Annotated in this window: 12 protein-coding genes; 3 read left to right on the forward strand and 9 right to left on the reverse strand. The window is 76.5% G+C overall.

Going from position 1 to position 11,893, the window contains the following annotated elements; translation table 11 throughout:
• From ACFSBI_RS14605 to ACFSBI_RS14625, 5 genes are all read right to left on the reverse strand, one after another.
• A partial coding sequence (locus ACFSBI_RS14605) for a copper resistance CopC family protein (protein WP_377936194.1) occupies positions 1-624 on the reverse strand: 624 nt, incomplete at its 3' end.
• Positions 621-1,385: a YcnI family protein gene (locus ACFSBI_RS14610; RefSeq protein WP_377936196.1), complete on the reverse strand. Its 765-nt coding sequence runs from the start codon at positions 1,383-1,385 to the stop codon at positions 621-623. The genes ACFSBI_RS14610 and ACFSBI_RS14605, both read right to left, overlap by 4 nt.
• 24 nt (positions 1,386-1,409) lie before the next feature.
• Positions 1,410-2,024, reverse strand: coding sequence for a DUF5134 domain-containing protein (locus tag ACFSBI_RS14615; RefSeq protein WP_377936241.1), 615 nt, complete (start codon positions 2,022-2,024; stop codon positions 1,410-1,412).
• Between the two features lie 47 nt (positions 2,025-2,071).
• Positions 2,072-4,009, reverse strand: a complete 1,938-nt coding sequence (locus ACFSBI_RS14620; protein WP_377936198.1) for a cytochrome c oxidase assembly protein — start codon at positions 4,007-4,009, stop codon at positions 2,072-2,074.
• Positions 4,010-4,082: 73 nt separating this feature from the next.
• On the reverse strand, positions 4,083-4,289 hold the full coding sequence (locus ACFSBI_RS14625) for a heavy-metal-associated domain-containing protein (RefSeq protein WP_377936200.1): 207 nt from the start codon (positions 4,287-4,289) through the stop codon (positions 4,083-4,085).
• A gap of 80 nt (positions 4,290-4,369) precedes the next feature.
• Between ACFSBI_RS14625 and ACFSBI_RS14630 the strand changes: the two genes are divergently transcribed.
• The gene (locus tag ACFSBI_RS14630) at positions 4,370-6,643 is read left to right on the forward strand and encodes a heavy metal translocating P-type ATPase (RefSeq protein WP_377936201.1); all 2,274 of its coding nucleotides are present in this window, start codon (positions 4,370-4,372) and stop codon (positions 6,641-6,643) included.
• On the opposite strand, the gene ACFSBI_RS14635 is transcribed toward ACFSBI_RS14630, so the two are convergent.
• The 3 genes from ACFSBI_RS14635 to ACFSBI_RS14645 form a co-directional block, all read right to left on the reverse strand.
• Entirely contained in the window at positions 6,644-7,441 is a 798-nt protein-coding gene (locus ACFSBI_RS14635; protein ID WP_377936203.1) for a M56 family metallopeptidase, read from the reverse strand.
• Entirely contained in the window at positions 7,441-7,830 is a 390-nt protein-coding gene (locus ACFSBI_RS14640; protein WP_377936205.1) for a BlaI/MecI/CopY family transcriptional regulator, read from the reverse strand. Before ACFSBI_RS14640 ends, ACFSBI_RS14635 begins: the two co-directional genes overlap by 1 nt.
• Positions 7,831-7,933: 103 nt before the next feature.
• Complete coding sequence (locus ACFSBI_RS14645; RefSeq protein ID WP_377936207.1) at positions 7,934-8,881, reverse strand: NAD(P)/FAD-dependent oxidoreductase; 948 nt, start codon at positions 8,879-8,881, stop codon at positions 7,934-7,936.
• A 66-nt stretch (positions 8,882-8,947) separates the two neighbouring features.
• Between ACFSBI_RS14645 and ACFSBI_RS14650 the strand changes: the two genes are divergently transcribed.
• Positions 8,948-9,502 (forward strand): helix-turn-helix domain-containing protein, encoded by a 555-nt coding sequence (locus ACFSBI_RS14650; RefSeq protein WP_377936209.1) that lies wholly within the window; start codon positions 8,948-8,950, stop codon positions 9,500-9,502.
• Positions 9,503-9,612: 110 nt separating this feature from the next.
• On the opposite strand, the gene ACFSBI_RS14655 is transcribed toward ACFSBI_RS14650, so the two are convergent.
• Complete coding sequence (locus ACFSBI_RS14655) at positions 9,613-10,386, reverse strand: M15 family metallopeptidase (RefSeq protein ID WP_377936211.1); 774 nt, start codon at positions 10,384-10,386, stop codon at positions 9,613-9,615.
• A gap of 76 nt (positions 10,387-10,462) precedes the next feature.
• On the opposite strand from ACFSBI_RS14655, the gene ACFSBI_RS14660 reads away from it, so the two are divergent.
• Positions 10,463-11,821 carry a YibE/F family protein gene (locus ACFSBI_RS14660; RefSeq protein WP_377936213.1) on the forward strand — a complete coding sequence of 453 codons (1,359 nt, stop codon included), beginning with the start codon at positions 10,463-10,465 and terminating at the stop codon, positions 11,819-11,821.
• Positions 11,822-11,893: the final 72 nt, after the last annotated feature.

Genomic DNA, 11,893 nt, shown 5'->3' on the forward strand with positions numbered 1-11,893 from the left:
GGAAGCCCGGGGCCCGCGCAGCAGCAGGCCGACGAACGCCGCCGCCGCGGCGGCGGCGGTGCCGGCGGCCGCGAGCGCCCGCACCCGCCGGGAGCGGGACCGCGCGGGGGCGAGCAGCGCGGCGCCCACCGGGACGCCGACGGCGAGGACGAGCCCGGCGTAGAGGACGCCGGTCACGACGGCGGCGACCGCGTCGAGCCCGCTCCACGTCGCCTGCGGCGGTCCCGCGGCCGCCGCCGCGTCACGCCCCACGCCGAAGCGGACCGAGCCGTCCACCACGTGGCTGTCCGCCGAGACGATCCGCCAGGTCGCCGTGTAGACGTCGTCGTCGAGCCCCGTCCGCAGCGGGATCACGAGCGAGCGGCCGTCGGCGGACAGCCGGGCGGCGCCGGAGTCGGCGCGGCCGCCCGTGCCGGTGAGCACGAGGGCCGCGCCGGGAACGAGCCCGACCCGCTCATCGAAGGTCAGCACGACCTCCGACGGCGCGGCGTCGAGCCGCGCGCCGTCCGCCGGGCTGCTCGAGACGAGCACCGCGTGGGCGGAGGCCGGCAGCGGTGCGCCGAACACGACGGCCGCGGCGATCAGCAGCCCGGCCCAGACCGCCGCGACCCGGCTGCGGGTCACGCGCCGGAGGTGCCTCGACGGCGACCGCGCAGCAGCGCGACGAGCGCGAGCACGACCGCGACCGCGCCGAGCACGATGCCGACGACCCCGGTGGCGAGCCCCGCGGTGCTGCTCGCGGGGGCGGCGGCCGCGACCTCGGTCGGGCCCCCCGTCGGCGAGGCGCTCTCCGCCGCTGTGCCGGCGGCGGCCGCGAGCTCGAGGACCGGGGCGGGGTGCTCGGGCTCGGCGCCGCCGGTGCTCGTCTGGTTCCAGTCCACCTCGGTGCCGTCGCTGTAGGTCTGCAGCGCCCCGAAGCTGATCCGCTCCTGATTCGGGAAGGGGCCCATTGACAGGTCGAACTGCTGGAACTCGCCGGGCGGCACCGCGGCGCCGGCACCGGTCGCCTTCCAGGTCACCTTCTGCACGTAGGTGTCGATCTCGCCGTCATCGCTCTGCACCGGCTTCGCGAGCTTCGCGGTGGTGACGGTCGACGTCCAGCCCGGCATCGGCTGCGTCGCGGCGTAGGTGATCGGGGTGTCGGTCGGCATCGTCACGGTCAGGGCCGTGGTCGAGGCGGTGTCGGACTCCGTCGGCGCGCGGAAGGTGACGACGCTGTACCCGCCCTGCGTCGCGTCGAGGCTCGAGACGCGCACGTGCGCGGAGGCGGCCGAGGCGCCGATCAGGGCGGCGGCGAGGCCGACGACGGTGCCGGCGGCGGTGAGCCCGGCGAGACGTCGGGTCCGGGTCGGTGCGGGTGCCGGTGCGGCGGGGTCGGTGTGCATGGTGCTCCTCGGTCGGGGCTTCGGTCAGGTCATGAGGGCGAGGAAGCCGTAGGACATCCCCAGGGTCATCAGCGCGGCGGCGACGGCGTCGAGCAGGCGGCCGGGCTCGACCGGGTCGCGGACGGCCTGCCGGACGACGACCTCGAGCAGCCAGACGGCGCCGAGCGCGTACCCGGCGCCGAGCGCTCCGGAGACGGCGGTGGCCCAGGGCGCGCCGCCCGTCATGGCCGACATCGACATCGCGTGCATGGCGGCGTGGTCGTGGCCCGCCATGTCCATGGCGGGGGAGGCGGGCGTCATGGCGATCGCCATCCAGACCATCGACGCCATCATCCCGGCGTGGTACAGCGCCCCGACCCGCCCGCCGTGCGCGCCGTCGAGCAGCGGGTCGCCGCCCGCGGGCTCGGTCAGCGCGGCCCAGACGAACCAGAGCGCGCCCGCGGAGAACAGGACGACCTGCGGCTCCGCGGGCAGCACCGTCCACGGCATCGCGGCCATGGCCGCGGACATCGCGAGGTGGAGCGCGCTCGACACGCGGTGCCGCCAGCCGCCGGCCACCACGGCGCGGACCGCGTACCAGGCGGCGAGGACGGTGAAGACCGCCGTGTCGATCCAGCCGAGCACGGCGGGCGTCCCCATCCCGACCACGCAGGGACTCTACAGAATGTAGAGGGCCGCCGCTCGTGTCACCCGCCGGCGTCGCGCGTCGCCGCACCCGCGCCCGCGTCGCGGTCGTTCAGCCGGGTGAGCATCGCGTTGTAGGCGTCCCAGCTGTCGTCCGTGCCGCGGTCGAGGTGCCGGTCGACCCGCGCCGCGGCCCTCCGGTCCTGCGCCGCCCACTGCGAGACCAGCGCGACGATCACGATCACGAGCGGGATCTCGCCGGCCGCCCACGCGATGCCGCCGCCTACCGCCTGGTCCGCGGCGAGCGAGCCCATCCACGGGGCGTCGATGTACCGGTAGAAGGTCCCCGCGATGATCTCGTGGCTCGTCATCACGGCGACGCCGAAGAAGGCGTGGAACGGCATCGCCGCGAGCACCATCCCCAGCTTGCCGACGTGGGGGATCGGCCTCGGCGGGGCGTCGACCCCGATGACGAGCCCGTAGAACATGACGCCGATCACGAGGAACTCGAGGTTCATCACCTGGTGCGCCCAGTGGTACCGCAGCGCCTCCCCGAAGATCGGCGTGAAGTAGAGCACGTAGTAGGCGCCCACGAACCGGACGAAGACGAGCAGCGGGTTGTAGGCGACGTGCAGCGGCTGCCACGCGAGCATCGCCGCGATCCACTCGCGCGGCCCGTCCGCCCCGCCACGGCGGCGAGCGGGCAGCGCGCGGAGCGCGAGCGTCACCGGGCCGGCGAGCACGAGCAGCAGCGGCCCGAGCATGTTGAGCGCCATGTGCAGCACCATGTGGAGGCTGAACGAGGCGCTCGAGTAGCGGCCGAGCCCGCTGCTCGTCGTCAGCACGACGACGCTCCAGCCGAGCAGCCAGGCGACCGTGCGGCCGGTCGCCCAGCGGTCGCCGCGGCGGTGCAGGGCCCGCACCCCGATCAGGTACAGCACGACCGAGGCGACCGACAGCGCGAGGAACAGCAGGTTCGGGCGCCAGTCGAGGGCGAGTACCGCGAGCGTCGGCGCGGGCGTCACGTCGTAGCCGAAGTACACCTGGGCGATCGACGTCGGCACGAAGTACTGCGGCGGCGGGATCCGGGTCATCACGACCCCGGCGGCGAGCAGCAGCCCCGCCGGCAGCAGCGCGATCCTGGTGGCCCGGAGGGCGACGGCGCGCTGGACGTCGAGCGGGGCGCCGGGCGCACCGCGGCGCAGCACCACGACGGCCAGCAGGCCGAGCAGCGCGAAGCGGGCGAGGAAGAGCCAGGACGTCGGGGTGCCGAGGCCGGCGGGGCCGTGCAGCTCGAAGGCCGCGACGACGGCCTCCGCCACGACCGCGACCGCGAGCGCGAGGCGCGTGAGCGCCCGCACGCGCGCCAGCGTCACGGCGCCCGGTCTCGGGCCCGCCAGCAGCCTCCGGTGCAGCGCCACGAGCAGCCCGACCAGCACGGCGGCCGCCGGGGTCCCGAGCGTCGCCGCATCGCTGCCGAAGTCGTGGTCCGGCCCGACGAGGACCTGCGTGACGAGCACCGGGGGCAGCAGGGCGAGGAGCGCGACCCCGGTGAGCACCGCGTGCGCCTGCCAGGTGCGGGTGAGGAAGGTGCCGAGCGCGACGGCACTCGCCAGCACCGCGGTGACGAGCCACGCGGTCGGGCTGTAGATGGAGACGAAGAGGTAGCCGACCGCGCCCGGCTGCAGCAGTCGGGCCAGGGGCTGGCCGTTGTTGTTCGCGGCGTCCACGAAGGCGAGCAGCAGGGCGGCTCCCGCCCAGACCGTCGCCGAGCGCGCGACGGGACGGCCGTCCACCCATTCGACGACCAGGCGGCCCCCGCCGGTGCGCTGCCGCGCGAGCACCGCGTAGACGAGGTGGCCGACGCACCACGTGCCCGCGACCGCGGCGATCGCGCGGAGCACGCCGCTCGCCAGCGCCGTGCCCTGCCCCGGGTAGGCGAGGTTCTGCGCCGTGAAGGGCGCCGCGCCCAGCACCGTGACGGCGACCAGCGCGGCCACGACGGGCAGCGCGGCGACCGCGGCCGGCAGCGCCGGTCGCGTGCCGGACCGCGTCAGGTCCGCGGGGCGGGGGTCAGCGGTGGGCGAGCTCGTAGCCGGCCTCGTCGATCGCCTCGGCGAGCGCGTCGGCGTCGACCGGTCCCGCGCTCACCACCCGCACCGTGCCGCTCGCCGCGTCGGCGGTGACTTCGGTGACGCCCTCGAGAGCGCCGACCTCGGTCTGCACCCGGCGCTCGCAGTGCTCGCACGTCATGCCGCTGACGGCGTACTCGCTGATCATCGCGCTCCTCGTCCCGCACGGCTCGACCGGTCGACGATTCTACAATTCGTAAAGCCCCTCGGGGTGCGATGGAGGTGCACGTGACGACGCTGACCCAGCGGACCGAGGTCGAGACCGCCGACGACGTGGTGGAGCTCGACGTGGTCGGGATGACCTGCTCGGCCTGCGCGAACGCGGTGGAGCGGAAGCTGAACCGCCTCCCCGGCGTCGCGGCGACCGTGAACTTCGCGACGGAGCGCGCCACGGTGACGGGGCTCGCCGGGGACACCGCGCTCGGGATCCAGGCGGTCGAGCGGGCCGGCTACCGCGCCGCGGTCCACGTGCCCGGCGACGACGAGTGGACGCGGCGGGCGACCGGCGACCGCATCGACTCGCTGCGGCGCCGCCTGACCGTCTCGGCGCTGCTCGCGGTGCCGCTCTGCGACCTCACGATCCTGCTCGCGCTCGTGCCCTCCTGGCGCTTCCCCGGCTGGCAGCTGCTCTGCGTGCTGCTCGCCGTGCCGATCGTCACCTGGGCGGCGTGGCCCTTCCACCGCGCGACGCTGCGCAACCTGCGGACCGGCAGCCTCAGCATGGACACGCTCGTGTCCCTCGGCGCCGTGGTCTCGTTCGCGTGGGCGGTCGTGGTGCTCGTCGGCGGGCCCTCCGCCGCCGGGTACTGGATCGGCTTCGGCCCCACGCCGCCGGGCGCCGACGCGATCTACCTCGACGTCGCCGCGGGCATGGTGACCTTCCAGCTCGGCGGCCGCTACTTCGAGACCCGCTCCCGCCGCCGCGCCGGCGACGTGCTGCAGGCGATCTCCGGGCTCGCCTCCCGCACGGTCGTGCTCCGCACCCCGGACGGCGACGTCGAGGTGCCGTCGGGCCGGGTGCGCCGCGGCGACGTCGTGGTGGTGCGGCCGGGGGCGCGGGTCCCGGTCGACGGCACGGTCGCGACGGGCCGGTCCTCGCTCGACACGAGCGCGATGACGGGGGAGGCGGCGCCGGTCGAGGTGGAGCCGGGCAGCGCGGTCGCCGCCGGCACCGTGAACGCCTCCGGCCTGCTCACCGTCGTGGCCGAGCAGGTCGGGGCGCACACGCGCCTCGCGCAGCTCGCCGCCATCGCCGAGGAGGCGCAGCGGCGCAAGGCGCGCGTGACCCGGCTCGTGGACCGCGTCACCCGCGTCTTCATCCCCGCGGTCATCGCCGTCGCAGTGCTCGTCACGGCGGGCTGGCTGCTCGCCGGCGCGCCTGTCGGGGCCGCGATCGGCGTCGGCATCGCGGTGCTGATCATCGCCTGCCCCTGCGCGCTCGGGCTCGCCACCCCGACCGCGCTGATGGTCGGCATCGGCCGCGGCGGCCAGCTCGGCATCCTCGTGAAGGGGCAGGACGCGCTCGAGGCCTCCGGCCGCATCGACACGGTCGTGCTGGACAAGACCGGCACCCTCACCACCGGCCGGAAGGTCGTCACCGACGTCGAGCCGGCCGACGGCGTCACCCGCGAGGCGACGCTCCGGCTCGTCGGCGCGCTCGCGGCCGGGTCGGAGCACGCCGTCGGCCGGGCGCTCGCCGACGCCGCGGAGCGCGAGGTCGGACCGCTGGCGGGCGCCGACGACCTGCAGGCGCTGCCCGGCCTCGGCGCCGAGGGCACCGTGGACGGCCGCGCGCTGCTCGCCGGCACCCGGCGGCTGCTCGCCGAGCGCGGCGTCGCGGTGCCGAGCGGGCTCGCGGCCCGCGCCGACCGCGTCGAGGAGGCGGGCCGCACCCTCGTGCTCGTCGCCGCCGACGGCGTCGCGATCGGCGTCCTCGGGCTCGGCGACGAGGTCCGGCCGAGCGCCTCGGCAGCGGTCGCACGCCTGCGCGAGATGGGCCTCACGACCGTGCTGCTGTCCGGCGACACGGAGCGCGCGGCCGCGGCGGTCGCCTCGGGCCTCGGCATCGACCGGGTGCTGGCGGGCGTGCTGCCCGCCGACAAGGCCGCAGCGATCGCGGCGCTGCGCCGCGACGGCCGCCGCGTCGCGATGGTCGGCGACGGCATCAACGACGCCGCCGCGCTGGCGGAGGCGGACCTCGGCATGGCGATCGTGACGGGTACCGACATCGCGATGAAGTCGGCCGACGTGATCCTCGTCCGCGACGACCTCCGCGCGATCCCGGACGCCGTGGCGCTGTCGCGCCGGATGCTCGGCACGATCCGGGGCAACCTGGTGTGGGCGTTCGGCTACAACGTCGCCGCGATCCCGCTGGCCGCCTCGGGCCTGCTGAACCCGCTGATCGCCGCCGCGGCGATGGCGCTGTCGTCGGTGCTGGTGGTGTCGAACAGCCTGCGGCTGCGCAGCTTCGCGCCGAGCCAGGAGGAGCCGGCGGAGCCCTGATCAGCGGGTCGCGGCCCGGGCGCCGACGAGCGGGCGCCGCTCGCGCAGCCGCGCGCTGCGCACCAGCGGCCACTCGTTGCCGGTCGCGTCGCCGACCACCGACAGGGCGGACGCGACCGCCTCCGCCCCGCAGACCCGCGCCGCCGCGTCGTCCGCCACGAGCTCGACCAGCAGGTGCGCCGCCCGGTCGAAGGCGCGCGCGCCGAAGAGGGCGGGCAGGCAGGCGGCGTTCAGCGTCGCGAGGCGCAGCAGCAGGTCGTGGCGGCCGCGCAGGTGCGCGCGCTCGTGCGCCACGACGGCCTGCAGCCCGTCCGCGGGGAGCGCGCCGACGAGCGCCTCGGTGACCACGACCCGGCCGCCCTGCGCTCGCGAGCTGAAGGCCGCGGGGGCGCCGCCGGCCACGACGACCACGTCGAGGCCGAGCGTCCGCTCGGTGCGGATCGCGCAGGCCGCGGCGAGCAGGTCCACCCGCCGGTCGGCGGCGTGCCACCCGCCGGCGACGGGCTCCAGTCGGGTGAGGACGAGCGCCGCGCCGGCGCCGCAGGTCGCGAGCGCCAGCCAGGCGACGACGGTCGCGATCCAGCCGACGCCCACGACGGTCTCCCGGAAGGCGACGACGAGCATCGCCGTCCACAGCGCGCTGCCGAGCACCGCCGCGGCGCCCGTCGCGAACACCGCGAGCCAGAGGGCGAGGGTCGCTCTGGGGAAGCGCAGCGCCGTGCGCCCGGTCGTGAGCAGTCGCGGCGCCGCGAGGATGCAGAGCAGCGCGACCCCCAGCAGGGCGGCGAGCACCGCCATCAGGACCGGTCCCGCCCGAGCGCGTGGCGCAGGACCGCGAGGTCGTCGTCGTCGAGCTGCTCGGCGAAGGACATGAGCGCCGTTCGCCGGTCCGCCGACTCGAGCAGCGTGGCGAGCATCGCGTCGGCCGCGGACGTCCCCGCGATCCTCGGCAGCGCGAACCGGGCCTCCGGCCCCTCCTGCCGGTGCACGACGCCGGCGGCCTGCAGCCGCGTGAGCACCGTGATGACGGTGGTGAAGGCGGGCCGCGGCTCGTCGGCGGGCCAGGCGTCCAGCACCTCGCGCACGCTCATCTGGGCGTCGCCGGTGCGGAGGATCGACAGCACCGTCGACTTCAGCGCACCGTGCGCCCGTCGTGACACCATCCGCACCTCCCGGTCGCCCACCATGCTGCACCACCGCGAGCGCCCGCCGCGGTCCTGCGAGCCGCCGCGGCGTCCGCCTGGCGCCCGCAGCGCCACCTGGCGCCGAGCGCTCGGCGCCAGCTGGCGCTCAGGCCGCCGATCCGCGGAGCGCCGCCGTGCGGTCCGCGACCGCCCGCGCCCCGTCCTCCGCGACCAGCGCGGCGTTCGCGCCGGCACCCGCCATCGCGCCGGACGCCATGGCGACCGGGACGTTCCCGTACGGCTGCACGACGTTCCCGGCCGCGAAGAGCCGAGGGTGGCTCGTCGCGCCGGACATCGTCACCTGCAGCGGCGCACCGGGCAGGTCGGCGCGCTCGAGCGCGATCCCGCCGAGCAGGTCCAGGGGCACGGTCGGCGCCCCGCCCGTGAAGACGGCGTCCACCTCGCGCTCCCGCCCGTCCTCGGTGACGAGGGTCAGCGCCTCGCCGCGCACGACCTCGCGCACCGGGTCGCGGACGATCCGCACGCCGCGGGCGACGAGCCGGCCGAGCGCGGCCTCGTCGCACGGTTCCGCGGCGGCGCTGAAGACGACGACGTCGTCGGAGAGCTGCCGGACCAGCTCGGCCTGGTGCAGGCTCTGCGGCCCGGTCGCGAGGACCGCGAGCCGCTGCCCGGCGACCTCCCAGCCGTGGCAGTACGGGCAGTGGAGCGCGCGCCGGCCCCACTCCTCGCGGAGACCCGGCACGTCGGGCAGCACGTCGCGCACCCCGGAGGCGACGACGACGACCCGCGCCGTGTCCTCCTGCCCGTCCGCGCGGAGCACCCGGATGCTCTCGCCCTCGTCGCGCAGCAGGCGGACGTCGCCCTCGACCACCTCGACGCCGTAGCGCCGCGCCTCCGCGCGACCGCGATCGAGCAGCTCGGCGGGGTCGAGGCCGTCGTGCCCGAGCACCCCGTGCATGTGCGCCGCGACCGCGTTCCGGGGCGCACCCGCGTCGATCACCAGCGTGCGGCGCCGCGAGCGCCCGAGCATCTGCGCGGCGCTCAGCCCTGCGGCCCCGCCGCCGACCACCACCGCGTCCCAGTCCTGCGTCATGGGGCCAGCGTCGTCGACGACCATCCCGGACTGCAATCGGACTTGCGGAGATGGCAAGGTGGGTGCATGGACGCCGCGCTTGAGCAGGTCGGTCCCCGGCTGCGTGCGGCCAGGCGGGCGCGCGGCTGGACGCTGGAGGTGCTGGCGGAGCGGTCCGGCACCTCCGCCAGCACGATCTCGCGGCTGGAGTCGGGGAAGCGGCAGGCGTCGCTCGAGCTGCTGCTGCCGCTGGTCCGGCGGCTCGGGATCCGCATCGACGACCTGCTGCCGGGTCCGCCGGCCGACCCGCGCGTCCGCCGCGCGCCACGACGCGCCGACGGGGTCCTCGTGGCTCCGCTGACGCTCGAGGACGCGCCCGTCCAGGGGTTCAAGCTGGTGCTGCAGCCGGTCGCGGCGCCTCCGGAGCCGCGCGTGCACGACGGCTTCGAGTGGGTCTACGTGCTGAGCGGCCGGCTGCGGCTGGAGCTGGGTGGGCAGGAGCACCTGATCGAGCCGGGGGAGGCGGTGGAGTTCGACACCCGCGTGCCGCACGCCATGAGCGCGACGGCCGAGGGGCCCGCGGAGGTGCTCAGCATCTTCAGCCCGGCGGGCGAGCGGATGCACACGCACGGCGCGGGCTGACACGGCGCGTGTCGCGTAGCGGCTCCCGGCGCCCGCCGCGCCACCTGGCGACGAGCGCTCGTCGCCAGGTGGCGCTCAGGACGACGATCTGCGGCACGGGTCGGGTCGGGTCAGCGGTAGCCGGGGGCGGCGGGCAGCCCGAAGTACTGCTCCAGCGTGTGCGCGCCGGAGGCGTGGTAGTCCGCCGCGCGCGGCTTCCCGAGATAGCGGTAGTGCCACGGCTCGTACTGGATGCCCGTCACCGGCTTCCTGCCCCGCTCGTACCGGAGGATGAAGCCGTGGCGCCAGGCGTGCGCGCGCAGCCAGGCGGCCGCGTCCGTGCCGGCGAAGGCGACCGACAGGTCCTGGGTCCGGGACGCGCCGCCCAGGTCGATCGCGAGGCCGGTCTGGTGCTCGCTGTACCCGGGCCGCAGCGTCAGCTTCTCGGTCGCCGCGCGGCCGATCGAGCCCAGGTTCCGCTCGTAGATCCGGCGCTGCACCGTGTACGGCCGGTAGGCCGAGAGCGAGACGAGGACGACGCCGTCGCCGTCCGCGGCGTCGAACATCCGCTCCAGCGCGCGGGCCGCCGGGCGGCGCAGCTGCGGCGCGTTCGTGTGCCGCACGTCCGGGGCGACGAGGTCGCGCGGCACCCAGCTGCGCGGTGACAGCGGCCGGCGCTTGTCGACGACGACAGCGAGGCTGCCGGGGGCGTCGAGGTCGGGGGTCGTGCGCGTCGTGCGCGCGGGGACGAGGTCGGAGGGCGACGGGTGCGGTGCCGCGGTGGCCGTCGCCGCGGTGCGGGTCGGCGTGCTCGGGCCCGTGGAGCAGGCGGACAGCGCCGCGGTGAGGGGCAGGACGACGGCGGCGCCGAGGGCGGTGCGACGGGAGAGCGAGGGGGCGCACATGGCGGCAGGCTAAGCACCACGCCCGGCGCGCCGCGGTCCGCCGCGCCCCGGGCACCCCGGCGCCTACCGTGAGCGCGTGGGACACGGGCACCAGCACGGCGAGGCTCCGGACCTGCGGCTGCGCCGGTGGTCGCGCACCGCGGTGGTCGTCGTCGTGGTCCTGGCCGGCCTCGCGGCGCTGCTCGGGATGGCGCAGACCTGGCCGGACGCCAGCCGGGTCGACCGGCTGCAAGGGCGGTTCCCCTACGCGGCGCCCGGCGTGACGATCGTGCACGCCCGGCTGCTCGACGTCCGCACGGCCTGCAGCGGATCGGAGGCGCCGGGCACGACCGCCTGCGGCGACTCGCGGGCCCGGATCCTCGACGGCCGCAGCCGCGGCCGCACCGTGCCGCTCGCGCTCACGCCCGACGTGGTCGCGACCCACCTGCGGGCCGGCGACCGGATCCTGGTCCTCGACACCGCCGCCGCCGCCCAGCCGGGGCTCAGCGCCGGGTCGCCCGGGTCCGCCTTCTCCTTCTACCGCGCCGACCGCGGCTCGAACCTCATCTGGCTGGCGGTGCTCTTCGCGCTCGCGGTGGTGCTCGTCGCCTGGCGGAGGGGGCTCATGGCGCTGCTCGGCCTCGGCTTCGCCGGCGTCGTGGTCGTCGGGTTCCTGATCCCCGCCCTGCTGAGCGGGCGGCCCGCGGTGCCCGCGACCCTGTCGGCGTCCGTGCTCATCCTGATCGTGCTGCTCTACGCGACGCACGGGATCTCGATGCGGACCTCGGTCGCGCTCGTCGGCGCGCTCATCGGGCTCGCGATGTCGGTCGGCTTCGCCTGGTTCGGGGTGATCGGCTCCCGGCTGGCGGGCGTCGGCGACGACGCGGCCGGCCTGCTCACCTTCAACGTGCGGTGGATCGACGTGCAGCAGCTCGTCGTCGCCTCCGTGGTCCTCGCCGGGCTGGGGACGCTGAACGACGTCACCGTGACCCAGGCGTCGGCGCTCTGGGAGCCGCGGGCGGCCGCACCCGCCACCCGGACCTGGCGGCTGTTCCTCGGCGCGATGCGGATCGGCCGCGACCACGTCGCCTCCACCGTCTACACGCTCGTGTTCGCGTACCTCGGCACGGCGGTCGTGCTGCTCGTCGCCGTGCAGCTGTCCGCCGGCACTCCCGGCGACCTGCTCACCTCGGAGGACGTCGCGCTGGAGATCGTGCGGACGCTCGTCGGCGGCCTCGCGCTCGTGCTCGCGATGCCGGTGACGACCGCGATCGGCGCCCTGGTCGTCGCCGGTGCGCAGCGGCTCGACGAGCCGGCCGCCGCACCGTCGCGGCCCCGGGACGCCCGGCGCGCACCCGGGCCGCAGTACCGGCGCTCGTCCCCGGTGCCCGCGCACCTGCCGTCTGCCGGCGACGAGCTGCGGCGCTTCCCGACCGACCCGTGGGGGGCCGACTGAGCGGCGCGCCCGGCGTCCTCTCGGCGCCCTGAGTGCCACCTGGCGCCGAGCGCTCGGCGCCAGGTGGCGCTG

Origin of the sequence: Amnibacterium endophyticum (genome assembly GCF_042680685.1) — a bacterium.
Taxonomy (GTDB): domain Bacteria; phylum Actinomycetota; class Actinomycetes; order Actinomycetales; family Microbacteriaceae; genus Amnibacterium; species Amnibacterium endophyticum.